Below are 17,172 nucleotides of genomic sequence, written 5' to 3' on the forward strand. Positions count from 1 at the left end.
TTCATGAATGAGCGGTATAAAAAATGGATTGTTGTTTTAATGGGGATCATTTTAATTGTTCTAATGGCAATTTCTTTTGGCGGCAGAGAGCGGATAACATTTATAGAAAATCAATTGGGCACGGTTCTTTCTCCTGTGCAAAGATTCTTAAGCGGTATTGGAAATTTTGTAGATGAGAAGACGGAGCCTATTATTAATGTTTTAAACTACAAGACCTTAAACGAGGATTTAACGCTAGAAAATGAGAATCTAAAAGAACAAATTGTCGCTTTAACGCTTCAACAAAAAGAGCTCAAAGAACTTGAAGATTTAAGTCAATCCATGAAGTATATCAACCGTTTTGGCATAAGTGATTACGTGTCGTGTAATGTTATTTCCAAAGATATTGGCAACTGGTTCAATATGTTTACCATTGATGCTGGGCGTAATCAAGGTATTGTAAAAAATAGCACTGTCATTAATGGCAATGGCCTTGTGGGGTTGGTTTATGAAGTGGGGGATAATTGGTCAAAGATTATTTCTATTATAGATCATAAATCTGCAGTTGGGTTTGAGATGCTCAGAGTAACAGATGATTATGATGGCATACTAAATGGAACGTCAAACTATGAACTCGTTGGTGAGTTATATGATCCAAAGGCTGTTGTAAATGTGAATGATTATATTGTCACATCAGGGTTGGGCATGTATCCAAAGGGCATATTGATTGGCAGAATATATGAGGTTGTGGATGACAAAGATTTGTTTTTAAAGAAAATCAAAGTGGTGCCGGCCGTAAACTTTAAAAAGATCAATAAGGTAATGGTCATTCCCTATCATGAAACTGATGAATCCTCCGAGACAACGGATCAAGTTGAATCCACGGATCAAACTAAACCAACTGAACCAACTGGAGTGAAAGAATAGATGAAATATCGGTATGTGGTACTAATTGGATTGATAAACTTTATATTAATGAGTACAATATTTCAAATTTTTAGAATAAATGATGCATTGCCCAATTTATGCATCATTTTATCTATTGTCTTTGTGGCGCTTTTTTCAGATAAGCATGCTTATATTTATGCTTTAACATGTGGCGCTCTACAAGATGTCTTTCTTGGAAAGATTCTGGGCATTAATTTATTGTTATACGTCTTGATTGTGTATGTGGTCATCAGGCTGGAGCGCGTCATGTTTAAAGGCAATTTTTTAACGCCGTTTTTTTTAATTGCATTTGCAACAGTGCTCTATCATATACTCTTTTATATCATGATGTTTTTCTTACAGTCAACAATCCCATTGTCGCTCTTAATTGTAAAAATAGTGACAGAGATTGTTTATAATAGTGTCTTGGGACTGTTCTTTTACTCTGTAATTTTCAAAAAGCTGAATGGGTATAAACTAGGTGATTTTAATGCTTAAACATATTTTTAATCGAAAAAATCAAATCATAATTTTCTTTGTCATTGTCTTTACATTATTGGGATATAGACTTTATGACCTTACGATTATTCAAGGGGCCATGTATTATGACAAGTCTATTAATAATCGAATTAAACAGATTGAAACTTATGCTAAGAGAGGCGATATATACGATCGAAATGGTGAAATTCTAGCGACGAGTAATGTTGGCTTTGTTTTAAAGCTCAACAGCGGCGTAATTCCAGCTGAAAGCTTCACCCATTTAGCAATTAATTTGTATGATTTTCTAGAATCAGAAGATGAGAGTCATATTGAGTTTCCCATTATAATAGATCAGGGTGAATTTAGATATGTCTATGATGATAATATAAAAAAATGGAAAGAGTCCAATGGCTATGATCTGAGTATGACGGCTTCAGATATTTTTAAAGAAGTCAGAAGTCGAAACTATTTGGATACATCGCTCAGTGACTATGAAGCTTTCAAAATTTTATACAATCAGGGCAAGTATATGCCTATTTCAACTTCAAAAATGAAGTTTTTAGATGAAATTTATAAGGGCACTTTTCTGAAAATGTATGGTATTGATGAAAATGCCCCAGCAGAAGAGGCATTTGCCATCATTAGAAGTCGCAATGATTTTAAAATTCCTAAGGACATGTCGGATGAAGATGCATATAAAATTTTAGTGTTTAGACATGCCATTAAAGAAAAAGGTTATTACAAATATGAACCCATTGTCATTGCCCCGTCTGTTAAACATGAAACGGCTGTGAAGATACAAGAAAAGGGTTACGAGTTTCCGGGGACGTCCATCTCCTATGAGTCCATAAGAACGTATCCGAATGGTTCAACTGCTGCTCATATCTTGGGTTATATGGGAAAAATATCTTCAGAAGCAGAAACCGAAAAATATGTGACCCAAAACAAATACAATCCGAATCAAGTCATTGGTAAGGTCGGTATAGAAGGTAATTATGAACTCAATTTACATGGTGAAAATGGATACAAGTACATTGAGGTTGATGTTTATGGAAAATATGTTGAAGATATAGATGAAAAAGCTTATGGTTTAGAATCTAAAAAAGCAACCTCGGGTGATGATCTATACTTGACTGTTGATCTTGAATTGCAAAAAACTTTAGAAGAAAGTTTAGAAAAGGCCTTAAAGGAAATACAAAAGGGTGGTAAGTTTGAAAGTCCTTGGGGTGATTATAATTACGGTGAGGCATTTCCACAAGCAGAGACAGGGGCGGCAGTTGTTGTCAATGTCAACACAGGTGAAATTCTCGCCATGGCAAGCTATCCTTCTTATGACATCAATTTGTTCTCCACTGGGATCAGTCAAGAGGATTGGAATTCTTTGAATCCAGTGAATACAAGAAATCCGCTCGCAGCTCGGCCGTTGTTTAATTCAGCCACAATGATGGCTATTCAACCAGGTTCCATCTATAAGATGATCACTGGGTTTGCGGCTATGGAGCAGGGGCTAGATCCGTATCAAAAATTGTACGATAACGGGTATGTGGAAATTGGAAATCAGAGATATGCCTGCTGGCTTTGGAATGACTACAGAGCAAAACATGGTTTGGTTGATATGATCAGAGCACTGGAAGTTTCATGCAACTATTATTTCTTCGACGTTGCTACTGGAAAAGATTTTTATAAAAACAAGCCTCTGAACTATACCATTACACCACAAATCATTGTGGATGAATCTAAAAAATTTGGATTGGATGAACCTACCGGCATAGAAATTGCGGAGTCATCTTTTGGTATTCCAGATCCAGATAAGAAAAAGAGAACCATTAAAATTTTATTGAGTCGTCATCTCAAAAACATTGCTAAAAATTATTTTGAAGAGGACATTGTAAAAGATTCTGAAAAACTACAGGCTGTAATTGATGAAATCGTCTCTTGGGCAGATGAAAATCCTTCACGGGGGACTCTGATCAAAAAACTGATTGAGTTGGGTTCGAATTCAGATTACTATGTCACTGAAAATTTAGCGGACATCATCAAATACGATTATTTCAACTTGATGAAATGGTATGAAGGGGACACGTTTAACCTTTCTATCGGACAAGGGGATCATACCTATACACCTGTCCAAATGGCACGTTATGTGGCTACACTTGCCAATGGCGGTTATTTGAAAGAGTTATCTGTTGTCAAAAAAGTTGGCAATGAATCAATTGTTAAGAATCAAGGGGAACAGGTTTCTTTCGATACGCATGGCTATATTGATGTGCTTCAACAAGGGATGTTGAGTGCGGCAAAAGGTTCTGAGGGAACTGCTCGAAAAATATTTGGCAAGTTTCCAATTGATGTTGCTGCAAAGACAGGAACAGCAGAAAAAGAAGGTCTCATTCCGCCACTTGATGAAATTCAATATTTAACAGAGTACTTGTCTGCCTTTGCACCTGGAATTGCTTTAGAAGACGTAGAGAAGCGTACGGTTGAAATCATCAAAGAACGTAGTGAAGAGCTTTCAAAACTTGAAAAAGCAAAAAATGAAGAAGTCGATGAAGCCAAAAAAATTGAAAAAGAAGAGAAACTTAATTTATTGATTGCAAGAGATTACCTCAATAAAGGTGATGCTATGAGAGCTGCTATTAAAGAGCTTTCAGGTGATACATTGACAAATGAAGATATTAATCAATATAGATTGCCTTATGACAACTATTCTTGGTTTGCTACTTTTGCGCCTTATGATAACCCTGAAATTGCAGTGGTTGTGGTTATTCCTCAAGGTGGTCATGGTGCATATGGTGCACCTGTTGCCAGAGATGTTTATGCCAAATATTTTAATTTAACAATACCAGAAGAACCAGAAAAATAAGGTAAATGGCATATATTTTATTTAATTGATTGAAGTAACTGTAAAAATGCTATAAAATATAAGTTGTTAAAGTTTGGTGGTGATAAATATCTATGAAAGGCCCTGTCGAATTTAAAGGCAAATTAAATGGTCTATTTATGGTCGTTGACGAAAATGTTGAATTTGATAAAGTTCTGATCTATTTAAAACAACTTTTGGTCAAAAAAGGGGATTTTTACAAGGGGACAAGAATTATTGGCCTAAATGGTGTAAAATATAGCTATAAGCAAAAATCTGCTGTTGAAGATGTCATTGTGGAAGCTGGTCTTTATGTTGAGAGTTTAGAACCTTATGATGATCAAAAGAAACGTCAAAAACCTTCGATTGTTGTCAATGAAATTGCAGCAGAAAAAGAGGATACGCCTAAAGTTGAAATGCCAGAAGCTGAAGAAAAAGATCCTGATATCCAAGTGGAAAGCTCAGATCAAAATCAAAATGCATCTGATGTGAATACTCATGTTCATAGCATGCGATGTGATACCAAGTTTGTGTATGGTACGCTGAGATCTGGGAGCAGTGTTGAGTTTCCAGGAAATGTGATTGTTATAGGTGATGTGAATCCTGGTGCAGAAATTATTGCTGAAGGCAACATTGTGGTTATGGGAAAATTACTTGGATTTGTTCATGCAGGTTCTGCAGGCAATGATGAGGCGGTTGTTATCGCCAACATACTCAAGCCCACACAAATTAGAATTTCAAAATTTATTTCAGTACCACCGAATGACGATGAAGCGACTTATAACATGATTCCTGAAAAGGCTTATGTCAGTGATGGACTTATTAAAATAGAAAAGTGTCATTAATTTTTATGATCTTATATGAGATTTGGAGGGTTATATATGGGTGAAGCAATTGTTATCACTTCTGGTAAAGGCGGAGTTGGCAAAACGACAACTACTGCGAATATTGGTGCAGCACTTGCACTGGAAGGCAAAAAAGTCTGTGTTATCGATGCAGATATTGGACTTCGAAATTTAGACATTGTTTTAGGATTAGAAAATAGAATTGTATATGATATAGTGGATGTTGTCACGGGTGTTTGTCGTGCAAAACAGGCTTTGATTAAGGACAAAAGATTTGAAAATTTATGCCTTTTGCCGGCAGCACAAACTAAAGATAAAAATGCGGTAAATCCGGTTCAGATGAAAGAACTCATTGATGATTTGAAAAAAACTTTTGATTTTGTCATTGTTGATTGTCCAGCGGGCATTGAGCAAGGCTTTAAAAATGCAATTGCTGGTGCAGATCGTGCCATTGTTGTGACGACCCCAGAAGTATCTGCGGTTAGAGATGCAGACAGAATTATTGGTCTTTTGGAAGCCGCAGAGGTTCACGATCCAAGGCTAATTGTCAACCGTTTGAGAGTGGATATGGTCAAACGTGGTGAAATGATGAATGTAGAAGATATTGAAGACATTCTTGCCATTGATTTGATTGGTGTCGTTCCCGATGATGAAGAAGTTGTCATGAGCACCAATAGAGGTGAACCTGCTGTATGTAAGGACAACTCTATCTCAGGTACAGCTTTTAGAAATATTGCGAAGAGAATTATCGGAGATGAAGTCCCATTTTTACAATTTGACGTTCAAGAAAACTTTTTTGAAAAATTAAAAAGAGCATTCTCATTTGGAAAGTAAGGGGGGGAAGAAATGTTTGACTTATTTGGTTTTTTAAATACAAAAGCTTCGAGTAAGGATGTCGCTAAAGAAAGACTAAAGCTTGTTTTAGTGCACGATAGGACAAACTGCACACCTGAGCTGTTAGAACTTTTAAAAACTGACATACTCTCTTCTATATCTGAACATGTGGATTACGATACTTCAAATTTAGATATCAAAATTACACGGACTAGAGATGATTCATCTGGTAGACCTGTTCTTGTTGCAAGTATTCCAATCAAAAACATGAAAAGATAAGCTCTAGGTCCTTTTTAGGACCTTTTTTTCAGCTGTAAATTAAAATTATTTTTTATGAATGCCAGAGGTGCAAAGTGAATTTTAAAAAAGCCATTACAAATTTTGATTATTTACTGATGGCCATTATTTTGATCATTTTTTCTGTTGGTTTAGTGGCTATTGCAAGCGCTACTAATGTTCAAATTGATGGCGTTACACGACAATTTAAAATGCAGATGATCTCATTTGCCATAGGCCTAGTGATTGTTATTTTAATGCAACTCGTCGACTATGAAATTTTTGGAGAGTTCTATTTGAGCATATTTTTCGTTTCGATTGCACTTTTACTTCTTGTTTATATTCCTGGGCTCGGCGTAGTACGTGGTGGTGCGAGAAGTTGGATTCAGATTGGCTCCATAGATATTCAAACCAGTGAACTGGCTAAGATTGGATACATCATCTTTTTTTCTAAATTTCTCGAAAAAAATCATGGTGTAAGAACTTTCATGGATATTTTAAAATGTGGTGTCATTCTTTTGCCATTTCTTGTATTAGTTCTTAAACAACCCGATCTTGGATCTGGGCTTGTTTTTGTGCTCATCACTTTTGGCATGATGTTTACAAATGGCTTAAAATATAGGTATATTGCACTTGGTGGTGCACTTTCTGTTTTGATTTCACCCATCATCTACAAGATGATGAAATCTCATCAAAAGGAAAGAATTGATGCCTTTTTAAATCCTGAAGATTTAACATTACCAGGCAATTATCACGTGATGCAGTCAAAAATAACAATTGGTTCAGGTCAAATGTATGGTAAGGGGATTTTTCAAGGCGTATACCATAGATTAGACTATTTGCCCGTTCAAGAAAGTGATTTTATATTTGCTGTTTTTGCTGAAGAAACGGGATTTGTTGGAGGTCTCGCTCTGATCGTTTTATATTTTATGTTTTTATTAAGACTTTTGATTTTAAGTTACAGAGCAAAAGATGAATTTGGCTCCAATATCATCGTGGGTATTATTTTTATGTTTGCCTTTCAAATTATCGAAAATATAGGGATGACAATGGGCGTGATGCCAGTTACAGGGATAACGCTACCTTTTTTCAGCTATGGTGCATCTTCAATTGTAACCAGCATGATTGCCATTGGATTGGTACAAACAATATATATAAGACGTAAAAAAGGGACCTTTATGTACTAGAGAAATAGTCTTGCCTAAGGGTTTTGCGTATAAATATTTACATGTTTTTTTATAGGAGGAAATAATGAAATTAGAAGCAATGCTTCAAAGAGTTGAGAAGCCATCTCGATATATTGGCGGTGAAATCAATACTTTTAATAAGGAAATCACGGCTGAAATGATTCGGTTTGCATTTTGTTTTCCAGATGTTTATGAAGTGGGGATGAGTTATTTAGGGCTTCAAATCATTTACAGCTTGCTGAATAAAGAAGAGGATGTTTTTTGTGAGCGTGTTTTTTCACCATGGAAAGACATGGAAGAACTTATTAGAGAAAACAATCAAACCACTGTGACCTTGGAGACAAAATCCAAATTGTTGGATATGGATGTTCTTGCATTCACACTCCAGTATGAACTCAGTTACACCAATATAATCAACATGCTTGACTTGTCGCACATTCCTTTTTATGCCAAGGATCGATCAGATGTTCATCCATTGATAGTAGCTGGTGGACCCTGTGCATATAATCCTGAGCCGATAGCGGACTTTGTGGACCTCTTTTTTATAGGAGAGGGTGAAGAACAGCTGATAGAGTTTATTGAAGTCTACAGGCCTTATAAAGCGGGTAAAATCACCAAAGATGAAATGCTTCTTGCTGCGACAAAAATAGGAGGCGTCTATGTCCCTAAATTTTATGAACCCGTTTATGACGAAAAGGGTATTCTTGTAGAGGTCAATCGTAAGGCAGATGTACCTGAAAAAATTAAAAAGCGGATTGTGAGAGATTTTGATAAGGGCTTTCAACTCGAAACGATGATTGTACCTTTTGCAGATGTCGTTCATGATCGGGCTGCAATTGAGATATTTCGAGGTTGTACGAAGGGGTGTCGTTTCTGTCAAGCGGGTATGATATACAGACCTGTCAGAGAGAAGTCTCCTGAAACGATAAAATCTAATGTGGACAAAATTCTTTCCACAACGGGTTTTGAAGAATTTTCACTGACTTCCTTGAGTACAATGGATTACTCTTCTATAGAGACTCTGGTTTCTGATTTAGTCCAACAATATGAAAAGGAGAGTATTGGCGTATCCTTGCCTTCACTCAGATTAGACAGTTTTTCAGTAGATGTGGTCAAGGAAATTCAAAAAATAAGAAAAACCGGCTTGACTTTTGCGCCAGAGGCTGGGACTCAAAGGTTAAGGGATGTCATCAATAAAGGCGTTTCATCAGAAAATATAGAGACTACTTTCAGAAGTATTTTTGGATTGGGATGGTCTCGCGTAAAACTTTACTTTATGATCGGATTGCCAACTGAAACGCATGAAGATCTTGACGGCATCAGTGATATCGCCAATTTAGGCACTTATATTTTCAAGCAAGTTAAGCCGGAAAGTATGAAAAAATCGGTTCAAGTTACGGTGAGTACATCTTGTTTTGTTCCTAAGCCATTTACACCTTTCCAATGGATGCCTCAGAGTACTATGGATGATTTTTATGAAAAAATAGATTATTTAAAAACAAAATTGATCAATAAAAAAGTGGTTTACAATTATCATGATCCTAAAACAAGCGTTTTAGAAGGCGTCTTCGCAAGAGGGGATAGAAAGCTGTCTAAAGTGATTTTAAAGGCCTTTGAGTTGGGTGCCAAGTTTGACGGGTGGCAAGAATATTTTGATTACAGCATTTGGATGCAAGCCTTTGAAGCTTGTGGTGTCGATCCAGACTTTTATACTGTAAGAAAAAGAGATTACAATGAGTTATTTCCTTGGGATATAATTGATCCAGGTGTCACTAAAGACTACTTGATTTCAGAAAATGAAAAAGCATTAAGTGGCGTTACAACTATAGACTGTAGAGAGGGCTGTACAGCTTGTGGCGTAAATGTAAATATTATAGGCGGTGCATGTTAATGGAGACTTTACGAATTGTATATACAAAACAAAAGTACATGAGATATCTGTCTCATCTTGAACTCATGAAACTCTTTGAACGTGTTTTTAGATTTCAAAAATTGCCTCTTAAGTTTTCCGAGGGTTTTAATCCACATCCGAAGATGACTTTTGCAGCACCGCTATCTGTTGGATTTTCAAGTCAAGCTGAAATTATGGAAGTACAATTAAATGAGAGAATAGATTTGGAGCATGTGCTTCAGATGAAATTCCCAGATGGAATCCAAATTATTAAAGCCAAGTATGTGGACTCTAAGAAAGCACTGATGGCGAGCATAGATTTTTCAGAATATATGATTAGAATCGACTTTGGCGCTTCTGTTTCTGAATACCCTTTTGAAGAAAGAGCAGAGAGCTTTTTAAATCAAGAGGCCATTCATTATGAGAAAAAAACCAAGAAGGGAACCATGAAAACGGTTAACGCTTTGGAACTCGTAAAAAGTTTTAGTGTTATTTTTAAAGAAGAAAATGAGTTGATCTTAAGAGCTACACTGGCATCGAATAGCAGTATGGGCAGTCTTAATCCAGAACTTCTTGCAAATCTTTTCTTGAATTTTTGTAAAAATGAAAAAGAAATTGAACAAATTGAAGTGGAACGTATTAATCTGTTCATGACAGTTGATAAGAAGCTTGTATCTCTTTATGAATTGTAGGTGCTGAATGAAAGCGATTACCATAGATCAAAGTCCAATTTTAGATATTGCAGTCTTGTATGTTCAATCAACACGAGCGCTGGAACATGTGATTATTGAAAACCATGAGCGTCAAAATATTTTAGGTAATATCTATTTGGGTAAAATCATTCAATTTTCTGATGAGATCGAAGGTGTTTTTGTGGATATTGGGACATCTATGAATGGTTTTTTGCAGAAAAAGGAAATCCTGAGACGTGTTCCAAGAGATCAAAAAAAATTGCCGCTGAATAAACTTTTGTCTAAAAATCAACTCATACCTGTTCAAGTGAGTAAAGAGAGTTATCAAGTAAAAGGACCTCAACTGACAACTGACATCTCCTTAGCAGGCAAATATGTTGTTCTATTGCCCTTTTCAAGAGGTGTAAAGTACTCTAAGAGAATTACCGAAAAAATTCCAAAGGCAGCGATAGAAACTCAAATTAGATCTATTGATAACGCTGAGTGTGGTTGGATTATACGCAGTATTGTCAATGAAGTTTCAGATATTTCGATGATTCAAAGGGATGTTATGAGAATGTATGATCTTTGGAAGCGCATTGAAAAGATCATAAACCTATCTAGCAAAGTAATTCAACTATATGAAGCAAACGGATTCTTTGAAAGCATGTATAGGCAATTTTACAGTTCAGAGGTTGAAATGGTTCAATATACGAACGCCTCTTTAAAGACAACGCTCTTAGAGCTTGGTTTTGAAAAAAACACTTTAAAAGCCGTAAAATCTAAAAATGCCCTCTTTAAGGAAATGGGGCTCAACATCAAAGCTTTTCTCTTTGAAACGCTCTTTAAATACAAAGAGGGTTACAGTTTTACGCTGGATGAACTCGAGGCGTTTACGATAATCGATGTAAATTCTGGGCAATATAAAGCGGCTTCAAAAGCAGATATGACACGTGAGGTCAATCTATTGTCTGCACAAGCAATTAAGGATAAACTTTTGGCGAGAAATATCAGTGGCGTTATTCTGATTGATTTCATAGATATGGGATCTCATAATGAAATGACTTTCTTAAAGGAACTGAGTGAGACTGTTTTTACAAGAGATGATGATTTTCATATTTTGGGCATCACTAAATTGGGACTGCTTGAAATGACTAGAAAGCGCATTAAACCCTCGATATTGGATGTGCTGAGCATTGATTTTAGAGAAAAAGATTTGCTCTATTGGACCGCAAACGAACTCTACTTTGAACTGGTGCGTCTATCTGAACACACCAATACAAAGCGGGTTGTTTTGGAAGTGGTTCCAGAACTCTATCTGTTTTTAGCCCAAAAATCTATTTTTTCCGATATGCCCATGAAGATAAAGCTCGAGAAGAATAATCAAAAAAATCAATATTATAAAATTTCAACGATGCCAGAGTAATAACAGTTGACATTTCAATGTCTGTGTGATAACATTATTCGGGTAGCCGCATGAAACGGGTTAATAGAAACACGTGAGTGTACCTAGTTTTGGCGAGAAAGGATAGAGGAGGTGCGATATGTACGCAATTATTCAAACTGGTGGTAAACAATATAAGGTTCAACAAGGCGATGAAATCTTCGTAGAAAAGTTAGATGTAAACGAAGGAGACTCTTATGTGTTCGAACAAGTTTTAGCAGTTTCTGGAGACGCTGGCTTAGAAGTTGGCGAAGCTGTTTCTTCTGCTAAAGTTACTGGAACTGTTGTTAAAAATGGTAAAGGTCCTAAGGTAATCATCTTCAAATACAAAAGCAAGAAAGATTACAGAAAAAAACAAGGCCATAGACAACCATATACAAAAGTTAAAATTGATAACATCACTTTATAATTAAAATGATTAGAGTTGATGTTACAAAGACAAGTGATCACTATTATAAATTGAAACTATCAGGACATGCATATTCAGATGAGCCGGGTAGAGATCTTGTTTGTGGTGCGGTTTCAACTTTGGCGCAAACTGTAGCGAATGCTCTTGAACAAATCGGGGAAGTCCCTGAGGCGTCATTAGATCTTAAAATTAAAAATGGACATTTGTCACTTAGTATTGAACAGGCATATCGATCTGAAACCACAAATATTATATTTGCTACTTTCATAGTCGGTATAGAAGGTATAGAAGGAACGTACCCAGAGTACGTGAGACTTAGAATAGAGGAGGTGTAAGAAGATGTTAAAAACTTTTAACTTACAGTTATTCGCAAGTAAAAAAGGTGTTGGTTCTTCTAAAAATGGTCGTGAATCTCATTCGAAGAGACTTGGCGTAAAAAGAGCTGATGGACAAACAGTAAGTGCTGGAAGCATCTTAGTTAGACAAAGAGGCACTAAAATTCATCCTGGTAATAACGTTGGCATCGGTGGCGATGATACTTTATTCGCTAAAGTAGAAGGCGTTGTGAAGTTTGAAAGAAAAGGTAGAGATAAAAAACAAGTAAGCGTATACGAAGCTTAGTCTAAAATGTCCATCAGCCATGATGGACATTTTTAATATAACCCTTTGGAAAATAAAGCCTCACTTCTTAAAGTGAGGGTTCATTTTCCAGATTCAGCGCTCCCGCTGAATCCAATCCGATAGGATTGTAAAGGGTTACGAAGGCAGCGAAGCGGACTGAGTATATGTTTAAAAATAAAGCCTCACCTCTTAAAGTGAGGGTTCATTTTCCCGATTCAGCGCTCCCGCTGAATCCAATCCGACAGGATTGTAAAGGGTTACGAAGGCAGCGAAGCGGACTGAGTATATGTTTAAAAATAAAGCCTCACTTATTAAAGTGAGGGTTCATTTTCCCGATTCAGCGCTCCCGCTGAATCCAATCCGACAGGATTGCAAAGGGTTACGAAGGCAGCGAAGCGGACTGAGTATATGTTTAAATAAACTTGATAAATAAACTTGATAAATAAACTTGATAAATAGATTTGATAAATGATAAATAATTGGTAGAATAAGAGTATGGTTCATGATTTTAAAAGAAACATCTGTTTTTTTTGATAACTTAAAGCGATACCTTGTGTAGAAGAGGTGTAAAATGTTTGTTGATGTAGCAAAAATATATATTAAAGCAGGCGATGGCGGTAATGGCAAAGTCAGCTTTAGAAGAGAAAAGTATGTACCAGATGGGGGTCCAGATGGTGGCGATGGCGGCCGTGGCGGCAATGTTGTTGCAGTTGTTGACGATGCCATGAGAACACTTATGGATTTTAGATACCAGCGAAAATATATCTGTGCAAATGGAGAAGACGGTGGTAAAAAGAAAATGACCGGTAAATGTGCTGAAGATTTAATCATTAAAGTACCACAGGGAACAATCATCAGAGATGCAGAAACTGGGAAAGTAATTGTAGATTTAAAAGAAAAAAACCAAAGCGCAATCTTGGCAAAAGGTGGCCGTGGTGGAAAAGGCAACACACATTTTACGACTTCGACGCGTCAAGCGCCTACTTTCGCTGAAAAAGGTGGAAAAGGATATGAACGCAATATCGTTTTAGAACTTAAAATGCTTGCAGATGTGGGGCTGTTGGGATACCCGAATGTGGGCAAATCCACTTTTTTGGCTGCCACAACTCAAGCGAGACCTAAAATTGCTAACTATCACTTTACAACGCTTCAACCCAATTTAGGTGTTGTGGAAGCGGTTAAAGGAAAAAGTTTTGTAATAGCAGATATTCCCGGGTTGATTGAAGGTGCCAAGGAAGGGATCGGATTAGGACTTGATTTTTTAAGACACGTTGAAAGAACAAAGGTATTGATTCACGTGGTTGATATTTCAGGTATTGAAGGCAGAGATCCCTATGAGGATTTCTGTACAATCAACAAAGAAGTTTTTGGCTATAATGAAAGATTGTCCAATCGAGTTCAAGTTGTCGCTGCGAATAAAATGGATTTGCTGTTTGACGATGAACAATTATTGATATTTACTGAGAAGATTGAAGCTGATGGCTATAAGGTATTTCCAATTTCTGCAGCGACAGGACAAGGTGTTGATGCACTTTTAAACTTTGTCACTGAGCTTTTAGACACAACTCCGGATGCGCCTTTAATTGATGAAGAGGATTATTTTGTCGAAGCATTGGATTTATCTGATTCTTCTGAAATAAATTACTTCATGGATGATGATGTCTACTGCATTGAGGGAGAGTATCTTGAAAGATTAATGTTTTCCACGAATCTTAGCGATATTGAATCCTTGAGAAGATTCCAAAATGTCCTTAAAAACAAAGGTGTATTTGATCATCTTAGGACATTAGGCATAGAAGATGGTGATACTGTAAGAATATTTGATTTAGAATTTGAATTCTATGGTTAGGAGAAGTTAAATGTTAACTGGAAAACAAAGAAGTTATTTAAAAGGTCTTGCCAATAAATTGAAGCCACTGGCTCAGCTTGGAAAAGAAGGCATATCTGATCGTTTTTTAGCACAGATGAATGATTTGATTGAGCATCACGAGCTCGTTAAAGTCAATGTTTTAGATAATAGTTTAGAAGATGCCACTGCTGCTGCAAATGAGGTTGCAAAGGCACTTGATGCAGAATTTGTTCAAGCGATTGGCAATAAGTTTACGATTTATAGACAATCGAGAGAAAATCCAATGTTAGAAATTCCTGGTGCGGACAACACTAGAGTTAAAATCAATATGATGAAGAAAAATCAAAATGCCTCTGATAAAGAGCGTTTAAGCAAAAAAGGTGGACGTATTTCTAAACCGCTTAGTGGCAAAAAATCCAAGCTTAAAAAGCTTAAATAATTTTAAGCCATTTCATTTTTTAATTTAATGACTGTTGTTTTTAAATCGCCTATTGAGATGATTTAAAAACAACAGTCATCATACTAATAGGGTATTGTTGAGTCTAGATATTAAAGGGGTATGAGATCATGCAGATTAAAAAAATTGGCATTATGGGGGGAACATTTGACCCGATACACTATGGACATTTAATGCTTGCTGAACAAATCAGAGCGAGTTATAGCTTGGATCAAATTGTTTTTATTCCAGTGGGCAATGCACCTCATAAACAAGAACATAAACCGACAGACAAGATGCATCGATATATGATGACCATGCTTGCCACTGCTTCCAATCCCCATTTCACAGTTTCAGATATCGAAATTAAAAAAGAAGTGATCACCTATGCGATTGATACGATAAAAGAGCTTAGAGTCTTATATAATACGCCTGTAGAACTGTATTTTATAACGGGTGCAGATGCCATTATATTATTAGATACATGGAAGAGTTATAAAGAGCTTGTGAAGTATGTGAAATTCATCGGTGCTTCACGACCAGGTGTTGATGAACATGTACTGAAAGAAAAGATCGAAGAACTCTCTTTAGAATTAGGGGCTCATATTGAGCTTTGCTCTGTGCCTGCGTTGGCAATCAGTTCAACGGATATCAGAAATCGGGTGTGTGAAGGTAAGAGCATTAAATATCTATTGCCAGAAACTGTTGAAAATTACATTTGTAAAGAGAAGTTATACTTATGTTGAGTACTTATAAACTAAAGCGATATTTGAAATCACATTTGTCAAAGAAAAGGTATAAACACACTGTAAGAGTGGCTAAAATTGCCAAGGAATTGGCTTTGATTTATAATATTGACGTCTATAAAGCAGAGTATGCTTCTCTGGGACATGATATTGCCAAAGAAATGAATATTCAAGAAGCTCGCACCTATATTGATCAATATCAAATTGAAATGGACCCAACAATTCGTCAAAATCCGAATTTGGCCCATGGTGAAATTGGTGCGATTATACTGGAAAAAAAATTTGAATGTGAAGATCATGACATTTTGGAAGCTGTAAGATGGCATACTTACGGTCACAAAGACATGTCGCTTTTGTCCAAAATTGTCTATATGGCAGATGTTATTGAAGAATCCAGATGTTTTGAGGGTGTAGAAGAACTCAGGAGACTTGCAAGAATAGATATTGATGCGGCTATTTTAAAGTTTTATGAATTGACTCTTGATTATTTTAAAGAAAATAATCAAGAAATGCATCAGAATACTTATCAGATGATTGAGTCCATTAAAGAGATGCACTTATGATGACCAAGATAACCTTTTAATGATAATAATGGTCATTACTATCTTTTTTACAGGTAAAATTTCAAAAATCAAGGTCTAATTATGCTTTTTATCTATATTTTGTACCTTTTTATGCTAATTGCTATTGCATAAATTTAACTTTTCGTTTAGGATATTCATATCTTAGGAGTGTAGAATGGAAAAAGTAATAAAAAAAATACATGAATTATTGTCAGATAAGAAAGCTCAAGATATTGTTACCTTATCCCTTTTTGAAGTCACTACGATTGCAGATTATTTTATATTGGCAACGGGAACTTCATCAACCCACATCAACGCTCTCAGTGAACACATAGAAAAAGAACTTGCAAAAGAGCAGATTTTTCCCAGACATAAAGAGGGCAAGCGAAACGGTGAGTGGGTTCTTATGGATTATACAGATATAGTCATCCATATTTTTAACAGGGAAACGAGAGCTTATTATGATCTTGAACGCATTTGGAGTGATGCAAAATACATTGAAATTTAGGGGGCGAAATATGATTCATCCAATTCTTGAGAATTTTATAACAGTGGCAAAAGGGGTTGCAGAAACCTTCGGTTCAAATTGTGAAGTTGTCATTCACGATTTTAGCAATCTTGAGAGTTCAATTGTAGCTATTTTCAATGGACATGTGACGGGAAGAACCATCGAAACTCAGATGACAGACTCTATTCTAGAAAAGATTAACAGACACCAAGAGGGACATGATGTATATAATTATACTGGAAAGAGTACTCTAGGCAGAGAGCTCAAATCCACAACAACATTTATTAGAGATCTAGATCAAGAAATTATTGGCTGTATGTGCATCAATTTCGATATTACAGATATGCTCAGTGCAAGAAATGTCATGAATGAACTTTGTAGAGTTGATGAGAATGAACTTGAAACGATTGGGGAAGTAAACAAAGTCAATGATGTTCTGTATGATATCGTGGAGAGTACAATCCATAAATTTGGCAGACCAGTGATTTACCTTACTAAAGATGAAAAAGTAAGTATTGTAAAAGATTTAGAAGAAAAGGGCGTCTTTTTAATTAAAGGGGCTATTGATTATGTTGCAAATGCTTTGCAAGTTTCAAGATATACAATTTATAACTATCTCGATGGTATTCGAGAAACTAAATAGGAGGAA

General features: G+C 36.1%; 19 protein-coding genes. All 19 read left to right on the forward strand.

Going from position 1 to position 17,172, the window contains the following annotated elements:
* Positions 1–3: 3 nt before the first annotated feature.
* A complete protein-coding gene (gene mreC / locus ISU02_RS17350) occupies positions 4–906 on the forward strand; it encodes a rod shape-determining protein MreC (RefSeq protein WP_194703106.1) in 903 nt (300 codons plus the stop codon).
* Positions 907–1,404, forward strand: a complete 498-nt coding sequence (gene mreD, locus ISU02_RS17355) for a rod shape-determining protein MreD (RefSeq protein WP_194703107.1) — start codon at positions 907–909, stop codon at positions 1,402–1,404.
* A complete protein-coding gene (locus tag ISU02_RS17360; RefSeq protein ID WP_194703108.1) occupies positions 1,397–4,246 on the forward strand; it encodes a penicillin-binding transpeptidase domain-containing protein in 2,850 nt (949 codons plus the stop codon). The genes mreD and ISU02_RS17360 overlap by 8 nt, the downstream gene beginning before the upstream one ends.
* 92 nt (positions 4,247–4,338) lie before the next feature.
* Positions 4,339–5,088, forward strand: coding sequence for a septum site-determining protein MinC (gene minC / locus ISU02_RS17365; protein WP_194703109.1), 750 nt, complete (start codon positions 4,339–4,341; stop codon positions 5,086–5,088).
* A gap of 36 nt (positions 5,089–5,124) precedes the next feature.
* Positions 5,125–5,922, forward strand: coding sequence for a septum site-determining protein MinD (gene minD / locus ISU02_RS17370; protein ID WP_194703110.1), 798 nt, complete (start codon positions 5,125–5,127; stop codon positions 5,920–5,922).
* A gap of 12 nt (positions 5,923–5,934) precedes the next feature.
* Positions 5,935–6,201, forward strand: a complete 267-nt coding sequence (gene minE, locus ISU02_RS17375) for a cell division topological specificity factor MinE (protein ID WP_194703111.1) — start codon at positions 5,935–5,937, stop codon at positions 6,199–6,201.
* 74 nt (positions 6,202–6,275) lie between these two features.
* Positions 6,276–7,385, forward strand: a complete 1,110-nt coding sequence (rodA, locus tag ISU02_RS17380) for a rod shape-determining protein RodA (RefSeq protein ID WP_194703112.1) — start codon at positions 6,276–6,278, stop codon at positions 7,383–7,385.
* A gap of 64 nt (positions 7,386–7,449) precedes the next feature.
* On the forward strand, positions 7,450–9,276 hold the full coding sequence (locus ISU02_RS17385) for a TIGR03960 family B12-binding radical SAM protein (protein WP_194703113.1): 1,827 nt from the start codon (positions 7,450–7,452) through the stop codon (positions 9,274–9,276).
* Positions 9,276–9,968: a TIGR03936 family radical SAM-associated protein gene (locus tag ISU02_RS17390; RefSeq protein WP_194703114.1), complete on the forward strand. Its 693-nt coding sequence runs from the start codon at positions 9,276–9,278 to the stop codon at positions 9,966–9,968. The genes ISU02_RS17385 and ISU02_RS17390 overlap by 1 nt, the downstream gene beginning before the upstream one ends.
* A 7-nt stretch (positions 9,969–9,975) precedes the next feature.
* A complete protein-coding gene (locus ISU02_RS17395) occupies positions 9,976–11,373 on the forward strand; it encodes a ribonuclease E/G (protein ID WP_194703115.1) in 1,398 nt (465 codons plus the stop codon).
* A 118-nt stretch (positions 11,374–11,491) separates the two neighbouring features.
* Positions 11,492–11,800: a 50S ribosomal protein L21 gene (gene rplU, locus ISU02_RS17400; RefSeq protein WP_194703116.1), complete on the forward strand. Its 309-nt coding sequence runs from the start codon at positions 11,492–11,494 to the stop codon at positions 11,798–11,800.
* 5 nt (positions 11,801–11,805) lie between these two features.
* Positions 11,806–12,135 carry a ribosomal-processing cysteine protease Prp gene (locus tag ISU02_RS17405; protein ID WP_194703117.1) on the forward strand — a complete coding sequence of 110 codons (330 nt, stop codon included), beginning with the start codon at positions 11,806–11,808 and terminating at the stop codon, positions 12,133–12,135.
* Positions 12,136–12,139: 4 nt separating this feature from the next.
* Positions 12,140–12,421: a 50S ribosomal protein L27 gene (gene rpmA, locus ISU02_RS17410; RefSeq protein WP_194703118.1), complete on the forward strand. Its 282-nt coding sequence runs from the start codon at positions 12,140–12,142 to the stop codon at positions 12,419–12,421.
* Positions 12,422–12,992: 571 nt separating this feature from the next.
* Positions 12,993–14,270 carry a GTPase ObgE gene (gene obgE / locus ISU02_RS17415; protein ID WP_194703119.1) on the forward strand — a complete coding sequence of 426 codons (1,278 nt, stop codon included), beginning with the start codon at positions 12,993–12,995 and terminating at the stop codon, positions 14,268–14,270.
* A gap of 10 nt (positions 14,271–14,280) precedes the next feature.
* Entirely contained in the window at positions 14,281–14,709 is a 429-nt protein-coding gene (gene yhbY, locus ISU02_RS17420) for a ribosome assembly RNA-binding protein YhbY (RefSeq protein ID WP_194703120.1), read from the forward strand.
* A gap of 128 nt (positions 14,710–14,837) precedes the next feature.
* Positions 14,838–15,452, forward strand: a complete 615-nt coding sequence (nadD, locus tag ISU02_RS17425; RefSeq protein WP_207736376.1) for a nicotinate-nucleotide adenylyltransferase — start codon at positions 14,838–14,840, stop codon at positions 15,450–15,452.
* Entirely contained in the window at positions 15,446–16,015 is a 570-nt protein-coding gene (yqeK, locus tag ISU02_RS17430) for a bis(5'-nucleosyl)-tetraphosphatase (symmetrical) YqeK (protein ID WP_194703121.1), read from the forward strand. Before nadD ends, yqeK begins: the two co-directional genes overlap by 7 nt.
* Positions 16,016–16,190: 175 nt before the next feature.
* On the forward strand, positions 16,191–16,523 hold the full coding sequence (gene rsfS / locus ISU02_RS17435) for a ribosome silencing factor (RefSeq protein ID WP_194703122.1): 333 nt from the start codon (positions 16,191–16,193) through the stop codon (positions 16,521–16,523).
* 10 nt (positions 16,524–16,533) lie between these two features.
* The gene (locus tag ISU02_RS17440; RefSeq protein ID WP_194703123.1) at positions 16,534–17,166 is read left to right on the forward strand and encodes a helix-turn-helix transcriptional regulator; all 633 of its coding nucleotides are present in this window, start codon (positions 16,534–16,536) and stop codon (positions 17,164–17,166) included.
* The last annotated feature ends 6 nt before the right edge of the window (positions 17,167–17,172 follow it).

This window comes from Fusibacter ferrireducens (assembly GCF_015352425.1).
GTDB lineage: Bacteria > Bacillota > Clostridia > Peptostreptococcales > Acidaminobacteraceae > Fusibacter_A > Fusibacter_A ferrireducens.

Excerpts from the sequence above, each read along its gene's own strand:
- ISU02_RS17385 (WP_194703113.1), top strand. The coding sequence starts at position 7,450 with ATGAAATTAGAAGCAATGCTTCAAAGAGTTGAGAAGCCATCTCGATAT.
- rpmA (WP_194703118.1), top strand. The coding sequence starts at position 12,140 with ATGTTAAAAACTTTTAACTTACAGTTATTCGCAAGTAAAAAAGGTGTT.
- mreD (WP_194703107.1), top strand. The coding sequence starts at position 907 with ATGAAATATCGGTATGTGGTACTAATTGGATTGATAAACTTTATATTA.
- minD (WP_194703110.1), top strand. The coding sequence starts at position 5,125 with ATGGGTGAAGCAATTGTTATCACTTCTGGTAAAGGCGGAGTTGGCAAA.
- minE (WP_194703111.1), top strand. The coding sequence starts at position 5,935 with ATGTTTGACTTATTTGGTTTTTTAAATACAAAAGCTTCGAGTAAGGAT.
- rplU (WP_194703116.1), top strand. The coding sequence starts at position 11,492 with ATGTACGCAATTATTCAAACTGGTGGTAAACAATATAAGGTTCAACAA.
- obgE (WP_194703119.1), top strand. The coding sequence starts at position 12,993 with ATGTTTGTTGATGTAGCAAAAATATATATTAAAGCAGGCGATGGCGGT.
- ISU02_RS17390 (WP_194703114.1), top strand. The coding sequence starts at position 9,276 with ATGGAGACTTTACGAATTGTATATACAAAACAAAAGTACATGAGATAT.
- rsfS (WP_194703122.1), top strand. The coding sequence starts at position 16,191 with ATGGAAAAAGTAATAAAAAAAATACATGAATTATTGTCAGATAAGAAA.
- ISU02_RS17360 (WP_194703108.1), top strand. The coding sequence starts at position 1,397 with ATGCTTAAACATATTTTTAATCGAAAAAATCAAATCATAATTTTCTTT.
- ISU02_RS17395 (WP_194703115.1), top strand. The coding sequence starts at position 9,976 with ATGAAAGCGATTACCATAGATCAAAGTCCAATTTTAGATATTGCAGTC.
- yhbY (WP_194703120.1), top strand. The coding sequence starts at position 14,281 with ATGTTAACTGGAAAACAAAGAAGTTATTTAAAAGGTCTTGCCAATAAA.
- minC (WP_194703109.1), top strand. The coding sequence starts at position 4,339 with ATGAAAGGCCCTGTCGAATTTAAAGGCAAATTAAATGGTCTATTTATG.
- nadD (WP_207736376.1), top strand. The coding sequence starts at position 14,838 with ATGCAGATTAAAAAAATTGGCATTATGGGGGGAACATTTGACCCGATA.
- ISU02_RS17405 (WP_194703117.1), top strand. The coding sequence starts at position 11,806 with ATGATTAGAGTTGATGTTACAAAGACAAGTGATCACTATTATAAATTG.
- yqeK (WP_194703121.1), top strand. The coding sequence starts at position 15,446 with ATGTTGAGTACTTATAAACTAAAGCGATATTTGAAATCACATTTGTCA.
- mreC (WP_194703106.1), top strand. The coding sequence starts at position 4 with ATGAATGAGCGGTATAAAAAATGGATTGTTGTTTTAATGGGGATCATT.
- ISU02_RS17440 (WP_194703123.1), top strand. The coding sequence starts at position 16,534 with ATGATTCATCCAATTCTTGAGAATTTTATAACAGTGGCAAAAGGGGTT.